Annotated in this window: 22 protein-coding genes; 9 read left to right on the top strand and 13 right to left on the bottom strand. The window is 64.8% G+C overall.

Annotated elements, in window-relative coordinates; translation table 11 throughout:
* The first annotated feature begins 38 nt into the window (after positions 1 to 38).
* Positions 39 to 3695: a DNA polymerase III subunit alpha gene (gene dnaE, locus LVJ94_22135; GenBank protein WXB09915.1), complete on the top strand. Its 3657-nt coding sequence runs from the start codon at positions 39 to 41 to the stop codon at positions 3693 to 3695.
* Between the two features lie 64 nt (positions 3696 to 3759).
* On the opposite strand, the gene LVJ94_22130 is transcribed toward dnaE, so the two are convergent.
* Complete coding sequence (locus tag LVJ94_22130) at positions 3760 to 4674, bottom strand: MoxR family ATPase (GenBank protein WXB09914.1); 915 nt, start codon at positions 4672 to 4674, stop codon at positions 3760 to 3762.
* Between the two features lie 140 nt (positions 4675 to 4814).
* Between LVJ94_22130 and LVJ94_22125 the strand changes: the two genes are divergently transcribed.
* Both LVJ94_22125 and LVJ94_22120 read left to right on the top strand, forming a co-directional pair.
* A complete protein-coding gene (locus LVJ94_22125; GenBank protein WXB09913.1) occupies positions 4815 to 6170 on the top strand; it encodes a DUF4388 domain-containing protein in 1356 nt (451 codons plus the stop codon).
* Between the two features lie 92 nt (positions 6171 to 6262).
* A complete protein-coding gene (locus LVJ94_22120) occupies positions 6263 to 6937 on the top strand; it encodes a TetR/AcrR family transcriptional regulator (protein WXB09912.1) in 675 nt (224 codons plus the stop codon).
* 5 nt (positions 6938 to 6942) lie between these two features.
* On the opposite strand, the gene rlmB is transcribed toward LVJ94_22120, so the two are convergent.
* The 3 genes from rlmB to LVJ94_22105 all read right to left on the bottom strand — a co-directional run bounded on the left by rlmB (position 6943) and on the right by LVJ94_22105 (position 9468).
* A complete protein-coding gene (rlmB, locus tag LVJ94_22115; GenBank protein ID WXB09911.1) occupies positions 6943 to 7758 on the bottom strand; it encodes a 23S rRNA (guanosine(2251)-2'-O)-methyltransferase RlmB in 816 nt (271 codons plus the stop codon).
* A gap of 3 nt (positions 7759 to 7761) precedes the next feature.
* The gene (gene pyrF, locus LVJ94_22110) at positions 7762 to 8472 is read right to left on the bottom strand and encodes an orotidine-5'-phosphate decarboxylase (GenBank protein WXB09910.1); all 711 of its coding nucleotides are present in this window, start codon (positions 8470 to 8472) and stop codon (positions 7762 to 7764) included.
* 237 nt (positions 8473 to 8709) lie between these two features.
* Positions 8710 to 9468, bottom strand: coding sequence for a hypothetical protein (locus tag LVJ94_22105; protein WXB09909.1), 759 nt, complete (start codon positions 9466 to 9468; stop codon positions 8710 to 8712).
* 138 nt (positions 9469 to 9606) lie between these two features.
* On the opposite strand from LVJ94_22105, the gene LVJ94_22100 reads away from it, so the two are divergent.
* Positions 9607 to 9831: a biotin/lipoyl-binding carrier protein gene (locus tag LVJ94_22100; protein ID WXB09908.1), complete on the top strand. Its 225-nt coding sequence runs from the start codon at positions 9607 to 9609 to the stop codon at positions 9829 to 9831.
* Positions 9832 to 9884: 53 nt separating this feature from the next.
* Positions 9885 to 10196, top strand: coding sequence for a hypothetical protein (locus LVJ94_22095; protein ID WXB09907.1), 312 nt, complete (start codon positions 9885 to 9887; stop codon positions 10194 to 10196).
* A gap of 112 nt (positions 10197 to 10308) precedes the next feature.
* On the opposite strand, the gene LVJ94_22090 is transcribed toward LVJ94_22095, so the two are convergent.
* The 8 genes from LVJ94_22090 to LVJ94_22055 are packed head-to-tail and all read right to left on the bottom strand — an operon-like array spanning position 10309 to position 16857.
* Entirely contained in the window at positions 10309 to 11328 is a 1020-nt protein-coding gene (locus LVJ94_22090) for an MlaD family protein (GenBank protein WXB09906.1), read from the bottom strand.
* Between the two features lie 9 nt (positions 11329 to 11337).
* The gene (locus tag LVJ94_22085; protein WXB09905.1) at positions 11338 to 12081 is read right to left on the bottom strand and encodes an ATP-binding cassette domain-containing protein; all 744 of its coding nucleotides are present in this window, start codon (positions 12079 to 12081) and stop codon (positions 11338 to 11340) included.
* A 16-nt stretch (positions 12082 to 12097) separates the two neighbouring features.
* Positions 12098 to 12937 carry an ABC transporter permease gene (locus tag LVJ94_22080; protein ID WXB09904.1) on the bottom strand — a complete coding sequence of 280 codons (840 nt, stop codon included), beginning with the start codon at positions 12935 to 12937 and terminating at the stop codon, positions 12098 to 12100.
* A gap of 3 nt (positions 12938 to 12940) precedes the next feature.
* A complete protein-coding gene (locus LVJ94_22075; GenBank protein ID WXB09903.1) occupies positions 12941 to 13768 on the bottom strand; it encodes an ABC transporter permease in 828 nt (275 codons plus the stop codon).
* 38 nt (positions 13769 to 13806) lie between these two features.
* Complete coding sequence (locus LVJ94_22070; GenBank protein ID WXB09902.1) at positions 13807 to 14109, bottom strand: hypothetical protein; 303 nt, start codon at positions 14107 to 14109, stop codon at positions 13807 to 13809.
* Entirely contained in the window at positions 14106 to 14852 is a 747-nt protein-coding gene (locus tag LVJ94_22065) for an ATP-binding cassette domain-containing protein (protein ID WXB09901.1), read from the bottom strand. The genes LVJ94_22070 and LVJ94_22065 overlap by 4 nt, the downstream gene beginning before the upstream one ends.
* Complete coding sequence (locus LVJ94_22060) at positions 14849 to 15658, bottom strand: hypothetical protein (protein WXB09900.1); 810 nt, start codon at positions 15656 to 15658, stop codon at positions 14849 to 14851. Before LVJ94_22060 ends, LVJ94_22065 begins: the two co-directional genes overlap by 4 nt.
* The gene (locus LVJ94_22055) at positions 15655 to 16857 is read right to left on the bottom strand and encodes an SDR family NAD(P)-dependent oxidoreductase (GenBank protein ID WXB09899.1); all 1203 of its coding nucleotides are present in this window, start codon (positions 16855 to 16857) and stop codon (positions 15655 to 15657) included. Before LVJ94_22055 ends, LVJ94_22060 begins: the two co-directional genes overlap by 4 nt.
* Positions 16858 to 17890: 1033 nt before the next feature.
* Between LVJ94_22055 and LVJ94_22050 the strand changes: the two genes are divergently transcribed.
* A complete protein-coding gene (locus LVJ94_22050; protein ID WXB09898.1) occupies positions 17891 to 20986 on the top strand; it encodes an SNF2 family helicase in 3096 nt (1031 codons plus the stop codon).
* Between the two features lie 499 nt (positions 20987 to 21485).
* The gene (locus tag LVJ94_22045) at positions 21486 to 22802 is read left to right on the top strand and encodes a sigma 54-interacting transcriptional regulator (protein WXB09897.1); all 1317 of its coding nucleotides are present in this window, start codon (positions 21486 to 21488) and stop codon (positions 22800 to 22802) included.
* 6 nt (positions 22803 to 22808) lie between these two features.
* Here the strand turns inward: LVJ94_22045 and LVJ94_22040 are convergent, their stop codons facing one another.
* A complete protein-coding gene (locus tag LVJ94_22040; protein ID WXB09896.1) occupies positions 22809 to 23477 on the bottom strand; it encodes a hypothetical protein in 669 nt (222 codons plus the stop codon).
* 242 nt (positions 23478 to 23719) lie between these two features.
* Between LVJ94_22040 and LVJ94_22035 the strand changes: the two genes are divergently transcribed.
* Both LVJ94_22035 and LVJ94_22030 read left to right on the top strand, forming a co-directional pair.
* Positions 23720 to 24388 (top strand): hypothetical protein, encoded by a 669-nt coding sequence (locus LVJ94_22035; protein WXB09895.1) that lies wholly within the window; start codon positions 23720 to 23722, stop codon positions 24386 to 24388.
* A 3-nt stretch (positions 24389 to 24391) separates the two neighbouring features.
* A complete protein-coding gene (locus LVJ94_22030; protein ID WXB09894.1) occupies positions 24392 to 25741 on the top strand; it encodes a hypothetical protein in 1350 nt (449 codons plus the stop codon).

The following is a 25741-nucleotide window of genomic DNA, read 5'->3' as shown; positions in this document are numbered from 1 at the left end:
TCGGGTCGTGCTACGCGTCGGCTCTCCCAGGAGACCTGATGGCCGACGAGTTTGTTCATCTTCACGTGCACACCCAGTATTCGATGCTGGACGGCGCGGTGAAGGTGAAGGATCTCGTCAAGCGCGTGGCGGGCGCTGGGATGAAGGCCGTGGCGATCACCGACCACGCCAACATGTTCGGCGCGATTTCTTTTTACAAGGCCGCCAAGGACGCAGGCGTCCAAGCCATCCTGGGCTGCGAAATCGAAGTGGCCGATGGCCGGCACAGCCGCCACCTACCGCTCATCGCCTCCTCGCTCGAGGGCTACAAGAACCTCGTCTGGTTGGTCTCGAAAGGCCAGATCGATCCCGACCCGGCTGGACCGGCGGGCTCCACGTGCGTGCGCATGACGGACGTGGCCGACCACACGAAAGGCCTCATCTGCCTCACCGGCTGCATGGGCGGCCTCGTCCCGCAGCGCGTGCTCGAAGAAGGTCCGTCCGCCGGTCTCGATGCGCTCTCCAAGCTGCGCGACATGTTCGAGCCGGGAAGCTTGTACGTCGAGCTGCAAGATCACGGTTTGATCGAGCAGCCCGTTCTCAATGAAATCATGATTGAGAACGCGCGGAAACTCGAATTGCCGCTCGTGGCCACCAACGACGTGCACTACGCCGCACGCGAAGATGCCGAGGCGCATCTGTACCTCTCGTGCATCAAGTCGGGTCGCTCGTACGCCGAGGCCAAAGAGCGCCACCACGGCTCGAGCGAGATGTACCTGAAGACGCCGGCGGAGATGGCCTCGAAGTTCTCCGCCTGGCCCGACGCAGTGAAGAACACACTGCAAATCGCCGAGCGTGCGGCCGTGAAACTGAAGCTCGGCGAGCCCATGCTGCCGAACTTCAAGGTGCCGGAGGGCTTCGACACCGAAGGCTACTTCCGCCACGTCGCTGCCGAAGGCCTCGATGCGCGCTTCAAAGAGCTCGAGGCGATGGGCAAGAAGATCGACCGCGACGCCTACCGTGCGCGTCTGCGGCTCGAGCTCGACGTCATCAGCAAGATGAAGTTCCCGGGGTACTTCCTCATCGTCTGGGACTTCATCCGCTACGCCAAAGAAAACGGCATCCCCGTCGGACCGGGCCGCGGTTCGGGTGCCGGCTCGATCGTCGCGTATGCCATGCGCATCACCGACCTCGATCCGATTCCGTACAACCTGCTGTTCGAGCGCTTCCTCAACCCGGAACGCGTGAGCATGCCCGACTTCGACGTCGACTTCTGCATGGATCGCCGCGATCAGGTCATCGCGTACGTGCAGAAGCGCTACGGCGAAGTGAGCGTCGGGCAGATTGCCACCTTCGCCGAGCTCAAGGCCAAGAGCGTCATCAAGGACGTGGCCCGATCGATGGGCATCACGCCCATCGAAGCGCAGGCACTCGCCAACCTGATTCCGCGCAAGTCGCCGGCGGAGACGTACACCATCGCGGAGAGCCTCGAGGTCGAGCCGAAGCTCAAAGCCAAGTACGACACGGAGCCGGTCACCAAGGAGCTCGTCGACCAATCGCGCAAGCTCGAAGGCCTCACGCGGCACGCCGGAAAACACGCTGCCGGCATCGTCATCAGCGAAGGTCCGCTCTGGGACCACGTGCCGGTCTTCCGCGACGAGAAGACGGGCGCGTACGTCACGCAGTACTACAAGGATGACGTCGAGCAGGCCGGCCTCGTCAAGTTCGACTTTCTCGGTCTGAAGACCCTGACGGTCATCGACATTGCGACGCGGCTCATCAACGGGCGGCCGGACATCAAACGCGAAGGTCGCACGTTCGACATTGCGACCATCCCGCTCGACGACAAACCGACATATGCCCTCATGGGCTCGGGCGAAACCAAGGGCGTGTTCCAGCTCGAGTCGAGCGGCATGCAGCAGCTCTTCAAGGACCTGAAAGCGGACTCGTTCGAGGACATCGTCGCCGCCGTGGCCCTCTACCGACCGGGGCCTCTCGGCACCGGCATGGTTCAGGACTTCGTCAACCGCAAGCACGGGCGTGCGCCCATCGCCAAGATGCACGATCTGGTGGACGAGCTGCTCGTGCCCACATACGGCGTCATCGTTTACCAAGAGCAGGTCATGCAGATCGCGCAAGCGCTCGCGGGCTACAGCCTGGGTGGCGCCGACCTGCTCCGCCGCGCCATGGGCAAAAAGAAGCCCGAGGAGATGGCCAAGCAGAAGAGCACCTTCGTCGAGGGCGCTCTGAAGAAGGGCGTGACCCAGGAGGATGCGGACCGCATCTTCGGTCTGCTCGAGTACTTCGCCGGATACGGCTTCAACAAGTCGCACAGCGCGGCGTACGCGCTCATCACGTACCAGACGGCGTACCTGAAGGCGCATTACCCGGCCGAGCTTCTCTGCGCGATCATGACCAGCGACAAGGAGCGCATCGAGAAGGTGGTGCGCACCATCGCCGATGCGCGCGCGCTCGACGTGACCGTGCTTCCGCCGGACGTCAATGAGAGCGACACGGACTTCAAGGTCGTCTACACGCACCCGGAGGGGAACAAGAAGCTCTCCAGGGCCGACAAGGTGCGCGACCCATTGGGTCCGCAGATCCGCTTCGGCTTGGGCGCGGTGCGCGGTCTCGGTGGCGCGGCATTGGAGACGCTGTTCGAGGCGCGTACGGCGGGGGGGCCCTTCGCGGACTTGTTCGACTTCGGCTCGCGCGTCGATGCGAAGAAGATCAACCGCAGCGTGCTCGAGGCCCTGGTGCAGTGCGGGGCGTTCGACGGCACGCTGAAAGGGTTCGGCATTTCGCGCGCGCGGGCCTTCGCGTCGATCGACATTGCGCTGGAGCGCTCACGGGCGGCCAGCCGCGACCGCGAGCGCGGGCAGACGAACCTTTTCGGTCTCTTCGATGCCGCACCGCGAGCGACGAACGGAGCCAACGGCAGCAACGGCAAGGGGGGATTCGCCTCGCAGAGCGCCGGTGACTACGTGGAGAGCCTGCCCTGGGACCAGAAGGAAATGCTGGTTCGCGAGCGGCAATCCTTGGGCTTCTACGTCTCGGGCCATCCCGTCGAGCGCTACCTGCGCGACAAGGCCGCGTACGCGCGCCACGAGCTCAATCACTGCACCGACTGCGCGGGCATGGACGACTGGGCCAAGGTGCGCCTCTGCGGCATGGTGGAGGGCTACCGCGAGAAGATCCTGCGTGACAACAAGGGCGGCGGACCGCCAAAGCCCGGCGCAAGCCCTGGAAAACTGGCCTTTTTCGAGCTCGAGGATTCCTCGGGTCGCGTCAACGTCAAGGTGCGCGGTCGCGAGATCGACACGTACGCGCACCTGCTCACCGGCGGCGAGCCCGTGGTCGTCACCGGCAAGGTCAGCTTCCCCCGACGCGACGACGACGCCGGCGAAGAAGACGACGATGCCAACCGCGAGCCGACCATCTTCCTCAACGAGGTCGAACCTCTTTCGAAGGTCGTCGCAAGCCACACCGAGCGCATGACCATCCGCCTGCGCGAGGACAAAACGCGCCCCTCGGATCTCGACGAGATGAAGCGCCTCTTCAGCGAGAGCCAAGGCGCCTGCCCCGTGGTGGTCGTCGTCACCTTGACCAACGGCGCCGAAGCGATCCTCGCCCTCCGCGACTTCCGCGTCGACGTCAGCGACCCTTTGCTATCCGGCCTCGAACGCGTCTTCGGCGAACAAGTCGCGGAGATTTAAGAGGTTAGAACCGCCAAGACGCCAAGGACGCCAAGAATTTCTTGGGTTCTTGGCGTCTTGGCGGTTAGAGCTTCTCCAGCTTTGCCTCGACCTTGACGCGGTCTTCCTCGTGCTTCAGGAGCGCGCCCAACGTGGAACGCGCGAGCTCGGGATCGAGGGCGCTTGCGCCGAGCAACACCAGCGCGCGGGCCCAGTCGATGGTTTCGGCGATGCTCGGGGCCTTGCGGAGATCGAGTTTGCGGACTTCGTGGGCGACGCGTGCGAGTTCGGTGGCCAGCGCTTTTGAAATGCCGGGCACACGCAGCTCCAGAATGGCCAGTTCGCGTGACGGGGGAGGGTAGTCGACGAAGGCGTGGAGGCAGCGGCGGCGGAGCGCGTCGGTCATGTCGCGCGTGGCGTTGGTCGTCAGGAGCACCAGCGGCGCGTGCTTCGCGTGCACTGTGCCCAATTCCGGGATGGTCACCTGACGTTCGGCGAGGATCTCCAACAGGAACGCCTCGAACTCCGGATCCGCGCGGTCGACTTCATCGATGAGAAGCACCACCGGTTCGTCGGATGTCAGTGCGCGAAGCAAGGGGCGTGCGACGAGAAAGCGCGGACTGAAGAAAGCATCGCCCTCGCCCGCGATGCGATCCGCGGCGTCGCCCAACGATGTTGCACCTTCCGTTTGGCGCGAAACAGCGTCGCGCAGCAGCTGCGTGTAGAGCATCTGCTTCGCGTAGTCCCACTCATAGAGTGCCTTGCTCTCGTCGAGGCCTTCGTAACACTGCAGACGCACGAGCGGCCGTTTCATGCCTTCGCTCAGCGCGCGCGCCAGATCCGTTTTGCCTACGCCAGCGGGACCTTCGAGCATGAGCGGCTTGTCGAGCGACAAGGCAAGCCACACGGTCAGCGCAAGCCGTGCATCGGCCAAATAACCGGAACGTTGCAGTGTTTGTTCGAGCTCTTGCGCGGTGCCCGCGATGCCGGAAACGGCCATGTTCAGGTCCCGTCCGGCGTGGTTTGTCGTCGCAAAATCATCAGTATTTCCAAATATTTATACAGAACAGTCCGCTTTTTCTCGAAACAACGGCGCAAAGTTAACCCTCTTTTCGCGTCCTTCGTTATCCTCACTGAAAAATGTCGGATCGTGAAGATCTGCTCCGTGTCGACCAGACGGGAACCGTCCATCCCGTCGGCCGCACGGCGAGCCAGCAGCTCCGTTCGCGTGCCGGTGAATGGCGGGCCATGCCCAGCCCAAGGAACCTCATCGTCCTGCGCAGTGAGATCGATTCAGCCTCAGTGCTCAAATTGGCAGGTGAGATCCGCACACCAGGGGCTTTGTGTGATGTAGTGGCTCTCATCGCACAATCGAACTGGCGAGGTGAACTGCAAATCTTCGAGGAAGAAGGCCTTCGGTCCCTAACGTTCGACGTCGGTACACTCGTTGGGGCCGCTTCTACAGTCCCTGCCGAACGCCTGGGAGAGGTGCTTTATCGGTTCGGCGTGGTAACCCGGGAAGAACTCGAGCGTGTGATTTTGGTATCCAACGCATCCGGAAAACGGCTAGGTGAAGCAGCCATCGAACTTGACTTCGTCACCGCGGAAGAGCTTTACCGGATGATGTCACGTCAAGCTGAGGAGATTTTTTACGGAGCGCTAAGGGTGGGCGAGGGGATGTTTTACTTTTACGACCGGTACGACGAGAAAAGCATGCTCCGGCCGCACAACCTCCACGCAGCGGGGCTGCTGATGGAGGGGGCGCGGCGCATGGACGAAATGCGATTCTTCCGGGAGAAAGTTCCCAACGACGATTACGTCCCCATTCGGGCTTCGTACATGTCTCCGGTCAATTCCGTCCGATCGCCCATTGGTGATACGGTGTCGGGTGCACGCTCCGTCGTGGACGTGTCATCACATTCACGTGACGCACGTGACGCCAAAGTTCCGGAGAACCTCGCCGAGGTGTATGCGCTGTGTGACGGGAAGTTGTCGATCTCGGAGATTGGTCGTCGCATCGGCCAGCTCGAGTTCGAGGTTACGCGCGCCGTGTTCCAACTCGTCAACGGCGGGTTCGTCCAAGTGATTGCGCCGCGCCCACGCGGGCCGGAGGCGATCGTCGAAGCATTCAATCCGGGAATCATCGAGGTTCATCGGCAGGTCGATGCGGCCAAGCGCGGACAGGAGTTCCGTGACGGGCTTGCGCGCTTCGCCACCGGTGGTGGGGTTTATGACGCGCTCTTTCAAGGTGCAGGTCCACTGCCCGACGGCTCTTTCCGTCCCGAGCGCGTAGCCCGCAATCTCGTCGCAATCGCGGGCGACGATCCCGATGCGTGGCTTATGCAGTTGTTGCACGAATATGTTGGTTTCGCACTGTTCCATGCAGGCTCGCTCCTACCGCGGGAGGTCGAAGCGGGTCTGGTTAACGCGGTTACCGAGCTGCTCAAGCCGGTCCGAGCCCACGAAAACCCCCCGCAGGCAGCCTTGCAGCCGTGACCCAGAGTGCACCCAATTCAACAAGCCGTCGTGATCTGATCCTCGAAGCGGCCACCCGCCTCTTCGCCGAACGAGGTTATGAAGGCGCCAGTATGGCCGACTTGGCCGAAAGCGTCGGCCTTCGAAAGGCCTCGCTCTTCCACCATTTCGCCAGCAAGGACGCGTTGTACAACGCGGTCTTCGAGCGGTTGGTGCACAACCTGGGCGGCCTCGTTATAGAAGCCGCCCAAACAGAGGGGTCGTTCGTCGAACGACTCGACTTGATGACGGACTCGTTCGTCTCCGCGCTGGGGGTGCAGGTTTCGGCCGCGCGCCTCATCCTGCGCGAGCTGATGGACTGGGGCCCGTTCGTGAGGGTTCGCTTCGGCGAGACCTGGCTGCCGGTGCTCAAGGCGGCCGAGCGTTTCGTCGAAGACGGCCAACGCGAGGGAAGCTTCTCGCCGGAGCTATCCCCGCGTCATGTCATCTTGAGTGGCCTTTCGCTCTACATGACAACGTTCGCAATCGGCGGCGTGGTCGAACAATTCGCGAGCAGCGATTGTTTCGCCCCCGACTTCGTCGAGGAGCGAAAGAAGCAACTACGCACCCAGCTCCACGCGATGTTGCTCCGTCCGGGACACGTCCCCGCGCAGGTCGCACCCGCCGCACCTGCCGCACCTGCGGCCCCGCCGCAAGCGGAGGCGCCGCAAGAGGGCGCGCCTGCAGCGCCGGCGGAAGCTGCGCCGGCGGCCGAAGGAGAGACGGCCGTGCCGTCTCTCGGGCACTAGAAGCCTCAATCGTCCTTACGGATGCCGTGGCGTCGCGCGACTTCATAGAGCGCGATGGCCACGGCAACCGACGCGTTGAGCGAATCGACGGCGCCGGCCCTCATCGGTAGACGCACCAAGCGGCGGCACGCCTGCTTGACGGACTTGCGCAGTCCTTTGCCTTCCGCACCCAGTACGAGGACGAGCGGCAGGTCCAAGCTTGCATCTTGCAGCAATTCGTCGCCTTGGGCATCGAGGCCGACGACATCGAACCCGCGTTCGGCGAGCTCCGACAGCGCGGAGGGGAGGCTCTGCACGCGGCACAAGGTCGCATGCTCCACGGCGCCCGCGGAGGCGCGGAACGTGGCCGGGCTGAGGGGAGCGGAGCTATGCTCGGGCCAGATGACCGCATCGGTTCCCAGCGCGACGGCCGAGCGGAGAACGGCGCCGAAGTTCTGCGGATCCTGCAGTTCGTCCAGGGCGAGTACGAGTGCCCTGGGGCCCAAGGTGAGATCCGCCAAATCGAGGATCTCGAGCTCGGGCGCGAGGGCCGCGACACCCTGATGGTGCGCACCGCGCGTATGCCGATCGAGCTCCGCACGCGAGATGCGCTCGACGGGGACACCTCGATCGTGCGCAAATCGCGCGACGGCGTCGAGTTGGGGGGAGCCTTTGTCGTCGACGAGGACCTTGATCGGCGGCTTGCGGCCGCGCTCCTCGGCGCGAATGGCCTCGCGCACGGGTTGCATGCCCACGATGAGGCGCGTGCCCGGCGGTAGCGGCGGTGCAGGTGGCGTCGGGTTCTCGCGGTAGCGAGCCTTGTCTTGAAAGCGCGGCTTCATGGCTTACGCGCGCCCCGCGAGCGCTTCGCGCACGCTTTGATCGAGGCTCGCCGCCGCGGCGACGGGATCGACCGCGTCGCGGATGGGGCGGCCCACCACCACGTAGTCCGCGCCGCGCGCAACGGCGTCGCGTGCGGTGGCGACGCGCTTCTGGTCGTCGCTGCCTTTCGCGGCTCTTACCCCGGGCGTGATGAGCGTGGCGGTCGGGCCGAGCTCCACGCGCAACGTCGCCACCTCCTCGGGGGAGCACACGAACGCGCGCACGCCCTGATCGAAGGCCAATCGCGCGAGCCTGCGGGCATGCGCGTCGGGCTTGGCGTCGACGCCGAGCTCCGTGAGGTCCGCGTCGTCGAGCGATGTGAGAACGGTGACCGCCACGATGGTGCAGGTGTCGCCCGCCGCCTCGGCACATCGAACGGCCCGGGCGAGCATCTCTTTGCCGCCGCCGGCGTGCACGGTGAGCATGCGCGCCCCGAGCGCGACGGCGCGATCGACCGCCCTTTCGACGGTGGCGGGGATGTCGTGCAGCTTCAAATCGAGGAACACCGGCAGACCGGCCTCGCGCGCCCAGGCGAGCGCCTGCGGCCCTGCACCGACGAACAACTCCAGCCCGATTTTGACCAGCCCCAGGTGAGGCTGGAGTGCCAGGCTCGCGCGACGCGCCTCGTCGACGTCCGCGAAGTCCGCTGCAAAAATGAGACGACCCGTGCTCATGACGGGTCGCCTATCACATTCTTCTGGGAAAACACGCGAAGATTTCGCGCCGACTCAGCGCCCCAACCGAACTAACGAGCCGCTCGGGGGCGTGGGGCGGCGGAGCCCCCCCCAAACCTGTCTCGGGGGTGTGGGGCACCGGAACCCCTCACAAACCTGTCTCGGGGGCGTGGGGCGGCGGAGCCCCTCACAAACCTGTCTCGGGGGCGTGGGGCGGCGGAGCCCCCCACAACTAGACTACAGGCACGAGCAAAGCGGGTCGCCCGGCTTGCAATCGCAGGGCTTCTGCTTCTCGGGCGCCGAGCCCCCACTGGTACCGGTGGCGGTGTTGCCTTGCGAAGGCCGGTTGACGCGGGGCCGTGGGGCGGCTTGCGGGGCGTTTCCGGGGTTGGCCTTCAATTCGGCCATGGCCTTCTGATTCTCGGCGAGGTCACGCTCCAAGCGGGCGCGCTCCTCGGGCGTGGTGGCCTGGGCAATGTCCGAACGAAGCTTTTCGGCGTCGTTGTTGAGCGTGGAGATGGTGTCCTCGAGGACCTTCTGCCGGTCGAGGGAGCTCTTGATGGCCATGCCGCCGAAGACCAGCACGAGAAGCAGGACGACGCCGGAACTGACCGCGATGTAGAGCAGCTTCTTCTTGCTGCGGTCCTGTGAGAGGGCCGCCACGCGCTCGGCGTGCTCTTGTTGGCTGCGAAGCTGCTGCAACCGCGCGGCGTTTTCGGCCTCGAGACGCGCACGCTCCATTTCGGCCTTGTGAATGGCCTCGAGTCGCGCGGCCTCCTCGCGTTGCCTTTGCTCGTCGGCGAGGCGCTCGTTCTCGATGGTCCGCAGCCGCGCCTCTTCTTCCTCGCGGGCACGACGCTCCGCCTCGAGGCGCGCATTGATCGCGTCTTCTTCCTGACGACGGCGATCTGATTCTTCCTGCCTGATTCGATCTTCCTCGAGGCTCATGAGTTCTTTGAGCGAGAAGAGGACCGAACTCTCTTTCTGTTCCGCCATGGGTCTCGTTTCCTATAACAAAAGTTACAGGTTTAAGATCTCCTACGCAACCGCACGAACACCCTGCGGTTCCGCCAGGTGAACGATACGGCCGAGTTGTTGATCGTTGCGAAAAAAGCTAGTGTCCGGCCACCCAACATGTCAGCGAAGCCGATCGAAGTCACCGCGCACATCACCGGCACAGTCTGGAAGATCGAGGTCAACGTAGGAGACAAAGTCGAAGAGGGCCAAACGTGTGTGATTCTCGAGTCGATGAAGATGGAGATGCCGGTCGAGGCGGAGCAGGGGGGCGTCGTGAAGCAAATTCACGTTGCCGAGGGGGCCGCCGTCGAAGAGGGAGCCGTCCTCATCACCTTGGAATAAGGGCCCGAACCGCCCTGGCGCTGGGCGCCGTCGCTCCGTGCATTCTGCTGGCCTTGGCTTCGTGCAGCGAGAGCAAATTCTCCGGGGAGGGTTCCGACTGCTTACAGGCCACCGATTGTGAACCGGGCCTCGCCTGCGTTCCCCTGAACGATGGCCGCCGCGTCTGCAAGAGCGATCTCTCCGGCGCGCAGCCCCGGCCCGAAAACGACTCGGGCCGCCGCGACGGAAATGCCGGCGATGCATCCCGCGATGCGGACGCCGCCGTGCGCGATGTCAATCGGCCAGACACGAATGTGCCCGACACGAACGTTCCGGATACGCAGCCCCCCATCGACAGCGGCGCGGACACGGCCAGCGATATGTAGTCGCTGAAAAAGCGAACCGCCAAGAAGCCAAGATCGCCAAGATGGATTGTGCTTATGAATCCAGATCCTTGGCGCTCTTGGCGTCTTGGCGGTTTTTCTTCTTCTCGCGGACCTACTCGCGCCAGAGGAACTTCCAGGGGTTGTGCTTTAGGTCGCGCACCATTTCCTGGACGTCGTCGTAGACCTCTTCGTCCATCATGAGGGCGCCGACGGTGCCTTGGCCCTTCTTCACGTGGGCGACGATGGCTTGGGCGTCGGCGGCGGCGGCGTTGGCTCGGTTGGCCAATTCGGCGACGTCGTTGAGGGTCTTCTTCAGCTTTGCCTGCTCTTCGGGGGCGCCGACGGTGGCGGAGGCGCGGTTGATGTTGCCCAAGGCCTCGCGGGCGTCTTTGAGCATGGGGCCCGAGTCGCGCTGGAGATCCGTGGAGAGCTTGTCGATGTTGTCGATGGTGCGGCGGATCTTCGGGTCGTTGATCGTCTTGTGCGCGTCTTGCGTGAGGGCGTTGGCCTCGGCGGAGAGCTTTTCCAGGTTCTCCATGGTGCGGTTGACGCGTTCGCGGTTGTCCGAGATGGCCATGTTGAGGCCTTTGAGGACGCCCAGCGTGTTCACGGCGATGTCGCCGAGCAGTTCGCGGTTGTTGCGGATGCCCGTGACGGCGGTGTCGAGCAGCTCGTAGGCCTTGGCCAGGAACAGGTCGAGTCGGGGAGGATCGATGCCTTTGACCACGGCGCCTTCGCGCAGGATGCCCCGGGTGGGCGTGCCCGGTTCGATCTGCAGGAACTGCTCGCCGAGGACGCCCTGCGTGGTCACGTAAAAGTCCGCATCCTCGTGGATGGTGTCTTTGACCTTCACCTGCACCTTGAGTTTCGCCCGCACGAGCACCCGGCGGCCCGTCTCCTTGTCGATGGTGCCGCCCATGAAGCGCAGTTCGTCCACCGAGCCGACTTTGACGCCGGCGATGCGCACGGCGGCGCCGGCCTGCAGGCCACCCGGGTTGTCGAAGTCCACGTAGAGGGGATACGTCCGCTCGAAGGAGAGGCCGCCCATCACCAGGATGAACGCGGCCAAAATTCCCAGTGAGACCAGGATCAACACGCCGACTTTGACTTCGATCGATCGCTCTTTAAGCATGGCGGCCTCTCAGAGATCCATCGGCCCTTGCGCGCGACCGTTAATGAATTGTTGAACCACTTCGTCGTTCGCGCCCTTGAAGTCGTCCCGTGTGCCCAATAGACGCACCCTTCCTTTATAAAGCATCACGATGCGGTCGGCGATCGTGAAGATGCTCACCAAGTCGTGGCTCACGACCACGCACGTGACTCCCAGCTTGTCGGAGAGCTCGCGAATCAGCTTGTCGACGCGCCGCGCGCTCACGGGATCGAGCGAGGTGGTGGGCTCGTCGAACAGGACGAACTCCGGATCGAGCGTGAGCGCGCGCGCGATGGCCACGCGCTTGCGCATGCCGTCGCCCAGCTCCGACGGGTAGCGCGCGCCGAATTCTGCCATGTGCACGATCTCGAGGCGGCGCTGCGCCTCGTCCAGGGCCTCGCTCACCGAGAGGCCTTTGTGCTTGCGCAAGGGCAGGGCCACGTTCTCGGCGCAGGTCATCGAGTCGAACAGCGTGGAGTGCTGGAAGACCATCGCGCACTTCTTCCGCACCGGGTACATGCCCTTTTCGTCGAGCTGGCTGATCTCCTGGCCATCGAGCCAGATCTCGCCGCCGTCGGGGTAGAGCAGGCCCACGAGGTGCTTGATGAGGACACTCTTGCCAACGCCCGAGGCGCCGATGATGAAAAAGACCTCGCCCCGCTTCACCGCGAAGCTGACGTCGTCGAGGACCTTCTTGGGCCCGAACGATTTGGCGATGTTCTTGAACTCAATCATGGAAGGTCGTGGCCACTCAGAAAATCAAAAACGCTGCGCCCGAGATGAAGAAGTTGAGCACGATGATGGCCAGCGACGAGTTGACCACCGCCCGCGTGGTCGCCCAGCCGACGCCCTCGGACCCGCCGAAGGTGGACAGCCCGCAGTAGCCGCTCACGATGGGAATGGCCGCACCGTAGGCGATGCACTTGCTCATGCCGGTGACGACGTCGCCCGTGTCGATGAGCGAGATGTTGAAGAAGGTCTGAAACGACAGGTCGTAGGCGAAATATGCGGTGGCCGCGCCGGCGAAGAATGCCACGGTGCTCGCCCAGACGATGAGCATCGTGGTCATGATGAGGCTCGCGAGAAAGCGCGGGACGACGAGAAAGTCGATGGGATCGGCCGCGCACATGCGCAGGGCGTCCACCTGCTCGGTGACCACCATGGATCCGATTTCGGCGGCGATGCCCGCACCCACGCGCGTGGCGAGGATGAGCGATGCGATGGACGGCCCGAGGTCGCGCACCAAGAGCTCGAGGTACGTGGCGCCCAGCATGGTGAAATCGGGAATGACCCGGCGCAGTTGCAAGCCGGACTGGTAGACCAGGATCATGCCGATGAAGCCCATGGTGATGGAGACGAAGAAGACCGAGCGATTGCCGATCTCGAACATCTGCTTCAGCAGGGCACCCTTTTCGCGCCGCCCGCGGAAGACGTAATAGAGGGCGCGAACGAAGACGGAATAGAGCTCGAGCCCCGCGCGCAGAAAGTCGAGGGCCGTGGCCCCGAGGGCGGCGATGGGGCCCGACGGAGGCGCGGCGCGCGGGACGTCTTCGTGATCGGCCTCTTGCCGCTGATGCGTGCTCGCGCTCATGGCCTATCCCAGGATGAAGCTGAGGAGGTAGTCGATGATGAAGATGCCTGCGGCGCTGGCGACCACGGTGGCGGTGACGGAGCGACCCACGCCGGGGGCGCCGCCGGTGGTGGACAGGCCGAAGTGGCAGCTCGAAAGCGCGATGACCAGGCCGAAGACGAAACTCTTGAACAGGCCATTGGCCACGTCCCCGAAGCCGAGGAGGCCGCTGCCCACTAGGCCGTTGTAGAAGCTCTGAGGCGAGACGGAGAGCAGCGCGTCGCCGGTGAGCGACGCGCCCAAGAGCGCGAGGCAGTCGGCGTAGAGCGTCATCATGAACAGCGTCAAGGTGATGCTGATGAAGCGCGGCAGGATGAGGAACGAGAGGGGGTCGATGGCCAGGGCGCGCAGGGCGTCGACCTGCTCGGTGACCACCATGGTTCCGAGTTCCGCCGTGTTGTTCGCGCCCACGCGGCCGCTGATCATGAGCGCCGTGAGCAGCGGCGCGATCTCGCGCAGGGTGCCGAAGCCGGCGCCCCAGCCCAAGAGGCCCTCGGCGCCATAGCGCTTCACGATGGGCGCAGCCTGGATGACCATGATGGCGCCGACGAAGAGGGCGGTCACCACCACGATGGGCAGCGACTTGACCGACATTTTGTAGAGGTTGCGCCACAGCTCCGTCTTGTCGATGCGCGGCGGGAAAAGGCGCCGCACGATCTGGCCGAGGAGCACGCCCATGCCGCCGGCGGTGGCCGCGATGACCAGGAAGCTTTGCCCGACACCTTCGGCGAAGGCATCGAGCCGGGACGGTCCGGGAGCAGGATCTCGATCGGGCGCCGTCGCTGCTGCCATGGCCCAAAGACTAGCGGAATTGACATCGAGTCAAATAGTCAAATGAGAAGCTGCTCCAGCAGCGAGACCAACACGAAGTTCAGGAGCAGGACCGCCGCGGCATAAACGACGCCGAGAAGGGTCCCCAAGACGCTGCGCCGGGTCCTCCAAAAATGGACCGGCAGGCACATGGGTCCGAAGGCGAGGGGGGCCAACAGGCGGGTCGACCCTGGCCAGGCCCGCTCGAGTTGCTCGTCGGGAAGGCGCCGCTCGTCCCACCTGACGATGGCGAAGACCACGGCCGCGGAGCCGAACAGCGAAAGAAGGACGCTGGTGAGATCGAGAAGGTCTTGCCCCCTCAAAGCGGTCCCTCGGTCAACCCGTGGACGAATTGGCGCACCATCGGCTCGGTGGTCCCTCGTGCTTCGTCCGTGGTGCCGTCGAAGATGAGTTGGCCTCGGTACAGCATCCCCACGCGGTCGGTGACCGTGAGCAGGCGATCCAGATCGCTCGAGACCATGATGACTGTGGCGCCCGAGGCCCGTTGCTCGCTGCGCAACAGGTCGAAGATCTTCTGCGAGGTCACCGGATCGAGCCCCGCCGCCGGCTCGTCGTAGAGGACGATGGAGGCGTGGCTCACCGTGGCACGGGCCACACCGACCCTCTTCTTTTGGCCACCGGAGAGTCCCGACGGCATGCGCGTTTCGAAACCGGTGAGGGCCACGCACGCGAGGCGCTCGGACACGCGCGCCGCCACTTCGTCTTCCGAAAGCGAGAACAGCCGGCGCAGCGGGAATGCGATGTTGTCCGCCACGGACAAGTGATCGAACAGCGCATTGTTCTGAAAGAGCATCCCGAACTTGGTGCGCACCGCTTGCAGCCGCAGCTCGGACATTTGCGTGATGTCCTCGCCCTCCACCAGGATTTCGCCGCCGTCGGCGCGCAGAAGCCCGACGATGAGCTTCAAGAGCACGCTCTTGCCGGCGGCGCCGGGGCCGATCAATCCGTAGAGGCACCCCTTTGGAACCTGGAGGCTCACGTCGCGCAGAATGGGGACGGCGCCGGGCTCGCGCGCGTGCTTCGTGAGGCCTCGGATCTCGATCACGCGCGCTCCTTCTTCGTTCGCAACGTGGGCTCCTCTCGAATGGGCGGGGCGGGGGTGACCGAGGCCAGCTCGGCGCGCAGCCGCGAGAACCTCGTAAAGTACACGAACCAGAAGAACGCGAACACCAGGGCCAACGCCATGGGGAGCGCCACCTCCAGGATCCGCTTGGACGCGCGCGAGATCACGAACGGCCCGATGTGCGTGAGCGCATGACCGGCCGGTGCGACCTGGGTCAGGGCAGGGCGGGCGATCATGACCACCGCCACGTCGCTCAGTGCGAGGCCGGGTACGCCGCCCGAAACCAGACGCTGCACGGCGATGTCGCTGAGCGGTGACGTGGGGCCGCGGTACGAGACGAGGACGCTGGCCGACGACTTTACCGGAGCGTCCTTTACCGGATCGGGCGCGGGGAGATTCAAGTGCACGCGGGCCGAGAGCACGCCGTCCACCCCTTCGAGCGTGCGCTGCAGATCGCCTGCGAGCCCGGCCACGATCTGCGCATGCTCCACGGCTTGACTGGGCACGAGCGTGTTCTTGTCCATCGCCTCGAGCAGTCCCGGAGAGCGCGTCCGCGGTAGCTCCTCGTCGCGCAAAGCGGCAAGGGCGCGGCCCGAGTCTTCCCGCGCGACCACGATGTGGTATTTGCCCTCCGCATTCGGATCGGCCTCTTTGCTGGCCTCGATGGAGGCGTGATCGAGCGCCACGACGACGCGGTTGGCGTCGTCTTCGTCCAAGCCCACGGCAATCGTGGAGTTGCACCCGATTAGAACGATGCAACATGCAAGTAAGAAGTTTTTCGAAGTCATACGGCTCTCCCGGCCGCCCGGGCTGCGACGTAGCGCCGTCGATTGGCGGCGCCTCGGCGTTCGAGCAGCGGATGCAAGGCTGCGGCGAGGCTCGGGAACACGTATCCGAGCGTCGTGAGCAGCCCCGAAAGGGCGGGAAGGCTCACTTCGCGTTTGCCGCTCGTGATGCAGGCGAGAACGGCATCGGCCACGTCGTCGGGAGTCACCATGGGTTGCGATAGGACGATATCCGGTACGTGCTCCAAAGCGCCCAGAAACTCGGTATCGACCGGACCGGGGCACACCGTGGAGACGCGCACCCCGAACGTAACATTCGATGGTTTGCTCCAGTACAGAACTGCCTTGCAGTCGAGCAGCGGCAGCGGAACGGACCCGGCGAGGCCGGCGCGTTCGCCCACCCTTCCACGCGATGATCGCCAGACTTTGTGGCGATTCTTTCTCTCCGAACCAACCATTGCGCCGGTCCCGCCGGTCTTGTCCCGCTGCCGCCGTCCTCGCAGGGCGGAAGTTCGACAACCGATACGTTCCATCGAACCTTGCCTTATGGGGTCGAGCTCCATCGCAAGGGCCCGGCCGAAGGCGCGCAGGCCCGCTTTCGAGGCCGAATAGGCCGCTTCGTCTTTGACGGGGATTTTTCCGGCCAGGCTCGCCACGTTGATGATCGAGCCCGCGCCCTGCTGCACCATGTGTTCGGCGACCAATCGGCTGAGAAAAACAGGTGCAGTCAGGTTCACTTCGGCCTGACGGCCTTCGTAGGCCTCATCTGCCATCGATTTCGCATTCTGCGGCCGGTTCGTCGTGATGATCGCGGCGAGCGTATCGGGCGATATGCCGACCGCGGGGCCTCGGTGGTTGAGGCCGGCGTTGTTCACGAGGATGTCGATTCGTCCGAAGCGTTCTCTCGCGGCGCGGAGCAGCTCGCGCAAGCTGTCGAAGTGGGATACATCGGCCGCGAACGACATGGCGCGCTCAAGGCCAATGCTGGCGGCTGCTGCGTCGAGCTTTTCGCGCCCTCGCGCCACGAGCACAACGTTCGCTCCCGCTTCGGCGAGCTTCCTTGCCACAGAGAGCCCGATACCGGCAGATGCGCCGGTGATGATCGCGGTTTTACCGATCAATCTGTCGCGGGCTACCTTTTCTCCCGCGATTTTTGCTTGGTCAGCAGAGGATTCGGACTCCACGGTGTCTCCTTCGGTCATGGCTCGCAGCGAGATATCGACGAAATCGAGGGTAGCGTGTGCAAGTTGGTCGTTGCCACCGTCTAAAACCGGTGCTACGCGTAAAACCGCGGACGTCGCAAGCCGCTGCGTGCTCTGCCCTCGTTTTCTCAAGAGGGACTTTGACCGCAGTCAGGTTTGCTGGTTTTTGGGGGGCTCCGCCGCCCCAAGCCCCCGAGAATATCGTGAGGTACCGGGGGGCTCCGCCACCCAAAAACCCGCGAAAGTTCCAGACACCTTTGGGGGGCTCCGCTACCCCAAATCCTCCTAAAATATCGATTGGCCGCTTTTTTTTTCCCGGGCATGCGGTCGGCCCTTCGGCGGTTTCCTTTTTTGCAAGGGATGCGGCCATAAGATGTGAAACGCTCGCTCCATTGAATTGCGCGAGCCTATGAAATGACAAAACGGTCCGTTCCCCCACCATTTTTCTGGGGCCCTTGGGTCTCCTGGTGAGTGCTGGTGCGTTGCGCGGCCGTTCCGAGAAAGAAAGGGCGCGCTTGTATTGCGCGCATGGCGGGTCTTGTCGAGTCCCTTCACGGAAGCGATATCCACGCTTAACGATCGTGCACTCCGAAGACTTTTGGGGGCGCGTGCATTTCTTCGCGGTTACGATTACGTCCGGCGAAACGCCGTCAACGAGATCGCCATCCAAGACTCGTCCGCCAAGGGAGAGGTTCGAGGAACCGAGGCCGAGCCCTACCGCGTTCAGCTCGATCTGACGCCCGGTGGGTTCACGTCCACGTGCAGTTGCCCGGCCTTTCCCAAGGTCAACGGGCATTGCAAGCATGTGGCGGCCCTGCTCATCGCACTTCGGGACCAAACGCGAGGACCACGCGGAGAGCGTGAGCGCGCCCCCGACTCCGACCCGAGTCCTTACTCGTCTTCTTCGCCAGCATCCTCGGACTTCGCCCCGCAAACGCGGGGGGACCATCCAGGTCATGCCGGGCGGCAGAACGCGTCCAACCCTTACGAGGGAGGGCGCACAACCTTTTCACGAGATCGTGGAGATTTTTCGATGCAATCCCCTGGTGGGCCGATGGGCCCCAAACCTCCTACTTATCAAGCCAACGGCCATGGTCCCGCATACGGTGGCGGTGCCGGTGCCGCGGTGCTCGGTGGGGGGGAATCCAGCGTGCCCGGCGTGACGGGGGGAGGGCGGCGAGGACGCCGCCGTCGGGCAAAATTGGCCGCAGCGGCGGCCGCGGCGGCTGCGACGGGCAGCCCCACGGGCGCACGCATTGCGCCGGTGAGCGCGCCGATTCAGCGCCCGGGCGTCGTGTCCACGGGCGTCGATGCCTGGCTTCCCGAGCCCATGGCGCCGCTCCCCAAGGTGATCGAGTTCCGCATGCAGGTGCGGCCGCTGTCGCTCACCATCACGCTGATCGATCCGAACGCCCGCACGGCGCTTCTTCCGAGTACGCTCCTTCCGCTTTTGGCGCAGAGCCCCACGCCCGACCGCGAGCCCATTCGGCTGCTCGCCCGCTTCGAATCCGAGGGCCCGCGTCGCGTGGGCATCGAGGTGCGCGGCGAAGATGCGTGCGATCTGCTCTCGGCCCTCAAAGGGCGCCGGGTCATCGTGGAGCCGCAAATGATGGAGCTGCGCTTCGGCGACGAGCCGCTCCGTCCGCGTTTCGATTTGGAACTTAGCTCCGACGGCACGCAAGTCCTCGTCAAATCGAGCTTTCAGCGCCCCGGCGATCCGAGAAAATTCACCATGGCGCAGGGCGCGTGGTTCGAGGGCAGTCCGGGTTGGTACGTCGATGCGCAGGAGGGCGTAGCCCGCCCGATCGAGCGGCGTGTGTCACCGTCGAGCATCCGCCGTCTGGCGCGTGCCCCGTTCATCCACGAGCCGATCGATCACCTGCCGCAGCTCATCGCCCAGGGCCTGCCGCGCGTCGCACTCGAAGTGGGCGCCGAGCTTCCCGAGCTATCGCAGGTCGCCGAGGTGCGCGACATCGTTCCCACGTTCCGCATGCGTGCGGGCGGCACGCTCACCGAGGCCCGAGTGGCCTTGCGCGCCGCGTACGAAGACGTGGAAATCGACGTCCGCGCCGACGGAATGACCCCTCCGGTCATCGTCAAGCCGCCGCAGAGCGCCACCAAGCGCGCCCTCTGCATCCGTTGCGACATCGCCGCGCAGCAGGAGGCCGCATCGGCCCTGCGCGAGCTGGGGCTGCAGCCCGACGAAGAGGGCAACGGCTTCATTGCGCGCGGAGACGACTCGATTCAGTTCTGGACCGAGGGCATCGGCGCCCTTCCGGAGCACTGGGATCTTTTCGTTCCCGACGACTTGGTCGACGTGCAGGTCCGCGGCGAGACGCTCACCGCGAACGCCCGCGTCTCCAGCGGCGTGGACTGGCTCTCGCTGCGTCTCTCCTTCGAGAGCGAGGGCGTGGCCGTCACGCAAGAGGAACTCGCGCGCTGTTTGGCCGAAGGACGCCGGTACGTGCGCCTGGCCGATGGCTCGTTCTCCCGCCTCGATGCCGAAAAGGTGAAGTCCGTGCTTCTGCGCCAGGCGGAGATCCTCGCCACCGGCGGCGGGCAGGGCGGGCGGCTTCCGCTGTCGCAGGCGGGCCGCATTCAGGAGCTTTTGCAGCAGGTCGGCCGCACGGCGGTGAGCGAGGGCGCGAAGGACCTGTTCACCAAGCTGCGCGACATCGACGAGATCAAGGGTGCACGCAAGCCGCGCAACCTCAAAGCGTCGCTGCGTCCGTACCAGGAGCAAGGCTTCCACTGGCTCTGGTTCCTCCATGAGATTGGCTCTGGCGGCGTCCTGGCCGACGACATGGGTCTCGGTAAGACGATCCAGACGTTGGCGCTGCTCCTCGCCGTCAAGGCGGCCGACGAGAAGGCGGGCGTTCCCTTCAAGGCGCTCATCGTGGCGCCCACCAGCGTGGTCACCAACTGGCTGCGCGAGATGGACAAGTTCGCCCCGTCGTTGAAGCACGCGCTCTGGCACGGCATCGACCGCAAGGAGCGCATCGACGATCTCGAGGACGCCGACGTCATCGTCACGAGCTACGCGCTCCTGCGCCGCGACGAAGAGCTTCTGGCCAAATTGAACCTCCGTTATGCGATTTTGGACGAGGCGCAGCAGATCAAGAATCCGATGTCGGCGACGGCACGTGCGGCCAAGCGGCTGAAGGCGGCGCGGCGGCTGGCCCTGTCGGGTACGCCCATCGAGAACCGCCTCTCCGAGATTTGGTCGATCTTCGACTTCGTGAGCCCCGGCCTCCTCGGCCCGCTCGACAAGTTCGAGGAGCGCTATTCGCGGCCCATCGACAATGGCGACTCCAAGGCCGCGCAACGGTTGCGCGCCACGATTCACCCCTTCATCTTGCGCCGCACGAAGTCCGAGGTGCTCAAGGAGCTCCCGGACAAGATCGAGACCGACCAGGTCTGCGAGCTCACCGGCGAGCAGGCTTCCTTGTACGCGGCCGTGCTCAAGGAAGTGCGCGCGCAGGTCATGGGCGAGGTCGAACGCCAGGGCATGGCCAAGAGCCACATCCAGATCCTCGCGGGCCTCACCCGGTTGCGCCAGGCGGCGTGCGATCCGCGCTTGCTGGGCCTGCCGCGCGAGTTCGGCGACGTGGACTCGGGCAAGCTCGTGGCGCTGCGCGATCTCATCGAGACGTGCGTTGCCGGCGGGCACCGCGTGCTCGTGTTCAGCCAGTTCGTATCGATGCTCTCGATCATCCGGCGCGCCATGGAGGAAGACGGCGTGGCCTACGAGTACCTGGATGGCTCCACCCGAGACCGCCAGGCCGTGGTCGAGCGCTTCCAGGATGAAGACGGGCCGCCCATCTTCCTCATCTCGCTCAAGGCTGGCGGAAGCGGTTTGAACCTTACCGCAGCCGATACGGTCATCCACTTCGACCCGTGGTGGAATCCGGCCGTGGAGGATCAGGCGACGGACCGTGCCCACCGCATCGGCCAGACCAAGGTGGTTACGACGTACCGGCTCATCGCCAAGGGCACCATCGAGGAGAAGATCCTCGAATTGGGCGCCAAGAAACGCGAGCTCGTTGGCGCAGTTCTCAGCGAGGACGTGGGCGGGGCGAAGAAGCTCACCAAGACGGACCTGGAAGATCTCTTCAAGTTCGACGACTAACGCAAAAGTCGATTGACTGTGGCGGACTCGCGAGTCGTTTGCAGGCAAGCAACGGCAGCGGGACAAACCCGGCGAGGCCGGCGCCTTAGCCCGTGAGGGGGCGCGTGTGCCCGGCCCATGTTTGGCACATGGGGTTAATGCACAATGGATGGCTGTCGCTCCGTCATCGGCCCTATCAACGGGGGTATGAAACGGAGCGATAGCGCTGGCCCATGGCGTGATATGGGCGAAAAAGAGCCGAATCCCTATGAAGTGGATCCGGTAAACGACATTTCATGGACGACGGAGACGCGCTTGCGCCGTCCCGAGGTGATTCAACCCGTCCAGAACGAATTCAGTTTCATGCGTGCCTTGAGGAAGTTGCTCGAGGGCTCCTCGCGTTAGCGTCGAACGTCATCGAGTTGGATGACAAGACAGGGCTGGCCGCCGGTCTAATCCTAATTCGGGCACGTTCTCGAATGAGGGGGGGCGGCTCATGCTCTCGGTTTGGCTTCGATCGATGGTTCGTTCGTCGGCAACCGTGCCGGCAGTCCGCGAAGATCTCGAGCGGCGCGGCGTGCATATCGTGGAAGACGATGGCACGCCGCAGGTCGGGTTGCTTCTGTTCGACGTGGTGGGCCCCGAGTTGGAGGGCGCGCTGCGCGAATGGAGTCACGCGGGCGGCTCGCGCATCATCGCCATTGCGCTGCACGCAGACGCGCTTTCCTCGGGAAAAACCTGGCGTTTGCTCGCGGCCGGGGCGAAGGAGGTCGTCGTTTGGCAACCCGACGAGGTTGCAGCGGTCATCGCGGCGCGCTCGGAGCGCTGGAACGAGGTGGATCGCCTCTTGGAGTCGCCCCTGGTCTCGTCGTACGTCGTTGGGGGCAGCCCGGTGTTGCGGCAAGTGCTCCGGCAGATCGTCGAGGTGGCGGTGTTCACCACGACGTCGGTCTTGCTGCTGGGCGAGAGCGGCACCGGCAAAGAGCAGGTCGCACGCTTGATTCACTCATTGGATCGGCGACCCGACAAAGGCGAATTGATCACCGTCGATTCGGCGACGATCGTGCCGGAGCTGTCGGGGAGCGAATTTTTCGGGCACGAGCGCGGCGCCTTTACCGGGGCGGCCAGTCGGCGTGACGGGGCCTTTGCGCTGGCCCACAAGGGCACGCTGTTCCTGGACGAGGTGGGGGAGCTGCCGGAGGCGCTGCAGGCGCAGCTTCTGCGCGTGGTGCAGGAGCGCACGTACAAACGCGTGGGCGGCAACCAATGGTTCGAAATCGATTTTCGTTTGATAAGCGCGACCAATCGCGATTTGCCCGCCGAGGTGGAGCGAAAAGGCTTTCGGGCCGATTTCTTCTACCGCATCGGTACCTGGACGTTCCGCCTTCCGCCGCTGCGCGAACGCCGCGAGCACATTCTGCCGCTGGCCGAGCACTTCGCGCGCCAATACCTGGGACCGGCGGGGAGAATGGTGATCCTCGACGAGCGGGTCTGCGAGTTTCTGCTGAGGCGCGACTATCCGGGCAACGTGCGGGAGCTGCGGCAGGTCGTCGAGCGGCTCTGCGCGCGCCACGTGGGCGGTGGACCGCTCACCGCGGGCGACATCCCCCCGGACGACCTTCCTCCCGCATCGGAGCGCGCCGAGCGGCGCATCGATAGCGCCGTCGAAGAGGCGGTGCAGCGCGGATTCGGCCTCAAAGAGATCGGCCAGGTGGCCCGCGATGCGGCGATTCGCGCGGCGCTCTCGGCGGCCGCGCGGAACGTGCCGCGCGCCGCCAAGATGCTCAAGGTGACCGATCGCGCGCTCCAGATGGAGCTCGCGAAGCGGCAGGACTGACGTCCTTTACATCGTGAAGATCAGACGATCGCCCTGGCGTACCCAGGTCGCGCGGCCCGCGGGACCCGCGTGGCCGTTCTGCGCAACGTGGCCCGGCTTTCCCAAGGTCTGGACGATGGCCCGGAGCACGAGCTTGCGGGCCTCTTTCTCGGTGAGGCGATGCCCGGCCTCCAGGCGCGACGCGATCTCGAGCCCTGCGCGTCGCGCCGCGCGGCGGGCCAGGCGCACGAACCGGCGCGCCCGATGGTCGGGGGTGGCCACTTCGGCCTCGAGCTCGCGCCCACCGAAGAGCCGTTTGACGATGCCGCCGAGGAACTGCTCCTGCACCTCGCGATCGCCGACCAAGATTTTGCCGAGGAACTGCTCCTCCTCTTCGTTTTCGGCCTCCAGCTCGCCGAAAAGGCCGCCGATGATCTTGCCGAGGAATTGATCCTGTGGCGGCGGAGGTTGGCGAGGGCGCCGCTTTCCGCCGCGCAGAAAGGGGAGGGCCTTGCCCGCTAATCCCTTGAACAAGGGCCCCGCCACCTTGCCCAGGAGCGGCGCGGCCAGCTTGAGCGCGGGCAGGAGCAGCGGAATGAAGTGGTCCAGCTCCTCCTCGCTTTGAATCTCCAACAACTCCGCGGCCAGCTCGGCCTCGGTCTCGCTTTCATCATTTCGATACGGTGCAGATGTCATGATCGTCGTCCTCCAAAACGAGGCGAAGCAGTCGATATGCCAGTAGCGGTTCGTGCGATTTGCCTATGCGCCCGGCGTCCGCGCGAATGACGCTTCGTGCCCGGGAGGCCTCCGACGAAGTGCGCTTCGTTGCTTGGGCACCAGAAACGAGCAAATCGCGATCATTGCTCTTGGCACGCACCGTGAACTCCTGCTCGTGCGACGGCGGTGAGCACGTCCATAGAAAGAAGGGAGCGCGAGTCATGCACGATCTCGATCGAACGATGGGGCGTACCCATATGGAAACCGAGTTTCTCGAATTCCAGGGCGAGGGCGAATCGGAATTTCAGGGCGAGGGCGAAAAGGAAGTATTCCACGAAGACGAATTGAACGAGCTGGCCAGTGAGATGCTCGGCATTTCCAACGAGCAGGAGCTGGAGCAATTTCTCGGAGGGCTGATCAAAACCGTCGGCAGCCTGGCCGGAAAAGCCATCAACTCGCCCATTGGCCGTCAACTCGGCGGTGCGCTCAAAGGCGTCGCGAAAAAGGCGCTCCCCGTCGCCGGGCGCGCGCTCGGCAACTGGATTGCACCGGGCGTCGGCGGCCAGATTGGAAGCCAGGTGGCCTCCGCCGCCGGGTCGATGTTCGGGCTGGAGCTCGAGGGCCTCAGCCTCGAGGACAGCGAGTTCGAGCTGGCCAAACAGTTCGTCCGCTTTGCGGCCGATGCGGCGAATTCGGCGCTCAACGCGCCCCCCGGCACCGATCCGAAGGGCGTCGCCTCGCAGGCCATCACCCAGGCGGCCCACAAGTACGCACCGGGCATTCTCGCCCATGCGGGGATCTCCAATGGGCACGCACGTCCGGGCGCCGCGGCCGGCGCGAGTGGGCGCTGGGTGCGCAAAGGAAACCAAATCGTCCTTTACGGAGCGTGATCGATGGCCTCCGGCCTCTCCGCATCGTGGATGCTCGCGCAGGAAGCGCGCGCGCTCTTGAACCGGCTTTCGCGGATCAAGTCGTTTGCGCTGCAGGAGACGATGGTGCCGGCGGCGGCCCTCGGCGTCGAGGCGCAAGCGGCGATCGAGCGGCACCTTTCGCGCGGTGTCCGCCGCATGAAAAACCGTGTGCTCGAGTTCCTCGATTGGCTGGAGGGGCCGGACGGAGCGCGGGCGACGCCGGCGGAGTGCCAGAAGCGCTTTACCTTCGTGCGACTCCGCTTCAATGCGGTGCTCTCGCACGTCGATATCTTCAGCGAGGCGCTCAGCCAGCGCAGTGAAGCGGAGACCGGCGTATGGCTCAGTGGTCTCGACGTGGTGTGCCGCGATGCCCTCGCGCTTCCCGGCTACATCGATCCGCCACCGGTCATCTGTTACCTCGCGCGCGGTCCTGGGGCGGCCATCCGTCGTGCCAGGACGCGCCTGCCCGGCGGCGAAGAGAACCCCATCGCCATCGTGCGCCTGCCGCGCGAGCGCATGATCAGCAGCAGCCTCGCCTCGTCGTTGGTTCACGAGGTGGGGCACCAGGGCGCGGCGCTTCTCGGCCTGGTGCCGTCGCTGCGCAAGGAGCTGCGGGAGACGGCGCCGCCGCAGGGCTCCTCCAGCGCGACGTGGCAGCTCTGGAGCCGGTGGATCTCGGAGATCGTGGCCGACCTCTGGTCCATCGCCAAGGTGGGCATCACCTCCACGGCGGGCCTCATGGGCGTGGTGAGCCTGCCGCCGCCGTTCGTCTTTCGCATCAACCCCGGGGATCCGCATCCCACGCCGTATCTCCGGGTCAAATTGAGCGCGGCCATTGGAAATGCCCTTTATCCGCATTCCAGTTGGCAGGATCTGGATGAACTCTGGACGTCGCTCTATCCGATGGATCGCCTCGATGGTGCGCGCCGGGAGCTCTTTGCCGCGGTGGAGCAGTGCATGCCGGAGTTCGTGGGCCTTTTGGTGAACCATTGTCCTCCGGCGCTCCGGGGCAAATCGCTGAAGGACGTTTTGGCGACCCGCGAGCGACGCCCCGACCGACTCGCCATTCTTCACCGGAGTTGGAGCCAAGGAGGCTCCCCGAGCCGGCTCGTGCGCGCGCCGCCGACCTTGGCCTTCGCGGTCATCGGTCAAGCGCGCGTGCGCGGATCGATCACGCCGGAGCACGAAGGCGATCTGCTGGCGAAACTGCTCCGGCACTGGGCGTGGCGGAGCACCGTCGACGCCGGCGAAGTCTGCGCAGGCATCACGAGCAACGGGGCCGGCGCCGTCGTGCGGGAGACGGCGCGTTTTCCAGAACAAGCGATTCGGTAG

The organism is Sorangiineae bacterium MSr11367 (assembly GCA_037157805.1).
Lineage (GTDB): Bacteria > Myxococcota_A > Polyangia > Polyangiales > Polyangiaceae > Pendulispora > Pendulispora rubella.
The sequence above is the reverse complement of the archived record's forward strand: the minus strand, read 5'-3'. Positions and strand labels throughout refer to the sequence as shown.

What these genes read in the sequence shown, in the direction of transcription:
- LVJ94_22050 (WXB09898.1), top strand. Translation starts at nt 17,891, where the DNA reads ATGCAATCCCCTGGTGGGCCGATGGGCCCCAAACCTCCTACTTATCAA.
- LVJ94_22085 (WXB09905.1), bottom strand. Translation starts at nt 12,081, where the DNA reads ATGATTGAGTTCAAGAACATCGCCAAATCGTTCGGGCCCAAGAAGGTC.
- rlmB (WXB09911.1), bottom strand. Translation starts at nt 7,758, where the DNA reads ATGAAGCCGCGCTTTCAAGACAAGGCTCGCTACCGCGAGAACCCGACG.
- LVJ94_22080 (WXB09904.1), bottom strand. Translation starts at nt 12,937, where the DNA reads ATGAGCGCGAGCACGCATCAGCGGCAAGAGGCCGATCACGAAGACGTC.
- LVJ94_22125 (WXB09913.1), top strand. Translation starts at nt 4,815, where the DNA reads ATGTCGGATCGTGAAGATCTGCTCCGTGTCGACCAGACGGGAACCGTC.
- LVJ94_22100 (WXB09908.1), top strand. Translation starts at nt 9,607, where the DNA reads ATGTCAGCGAAGCCGATCGAAGTCACCGCGCACATCACCGGCACAGTC.
- LVJ94_22055 (WXB09899.1), bottom strand. Translation starts at nt 16,857, where the DNA reads ATGACCGAAGGAGACACCGTGGAGTCCGAATCCTCTGCTGACCAAGCA.
- LVJ94_22045 (WXB09897.1), top strand. Translation starts at nt 21,486, where the DNA reads ATGGTTCGTTCGTCGGCAACCGTGCCGGCAGTCCGCGAAGATCTCGAG.
- LVJ94_22090 (WXB09906.1), bottom strand. Translation starts at nt 11,328, where the DNA reads ATGCTTAAAGAGCGATCGATCGAAGTCAAAGTCGGCGTGTTGATCCTG.
- pyrF (WXB09910.1), bottom strand. Translation starts at nt 8,472, where the DNA reads ATGAGCACGGGTCGTCTCATTTTTGCAGCGGACTTCGCGGACGTCGAC.
- LVJ94_22075 (WXB09903.1), bottom strand. Translation starts at nt 13,768, where the DNA reads ATGGCAGCAGCGACGGCGCCCGATCGAGATCCTGCTCCCGGACCGTCC.
- LVJ94_22040 (WXB09896.1), bottom strand. Translation starts at nt 23,477, where the DNA reads ATGACATCTGCACCGTATCGAAATGATGAAAGCGAGACCGAGGCCGAG.
- LVJ94_22130 (WXB09914.1), bottom strand. Translation starts at nt 4,674, where the DNA reads ATGGCCGTTTCCGGCATCGCGGGCACCGCGCAAGAGCTCGAACAAACA.
- LVJ94_22060 (WXB09900.1), bottom strand. Translation starts at nt 15,658, where the DNA reads ATGACTTCGAAAAACTTCTTACTTGCATGTTGCATCGTTCTAATCGGG.
- LVJ94_22030 (WXB09894.1), top strand. Translation starts at nt 24,392, where the DNA reads ATGGCCTCCGGCCTCTCCGCATCGTGGATGCTCGCGCAGGAAGCGCGC.
- LVJ94_22120 (WXB09912.1), top strand. Translation starts at nt 6,263, where the DNA reads ATGGCCGACTTGGCCGAAAGCGTCGGCCTTCGAAAGGCCTCGCTCTTC.
- LVJ94_22105 (WXB09909.1), bottom strand. Translation starts at nt 9,468, where the DNA reads ATGGCGGAACAGAAAGAGAGTTCGGTCCTCTTCTCGCTCAAAGAACTC.
- LVJ94_22035 (WXB09895.1), top strand. Translation starts at nt 23,720, where the DNA reads ATGCACGATCTCGATCGAACGATGGGGCGTACCCATATGGAAACCGAG.
- dnaE (WXB09915.1), top strand. Translation starts at nt 39, where the DNA reads ATGGCCGACGAGTTTGTTCATCTTCACGTGCACACCCAGTATTCGATG.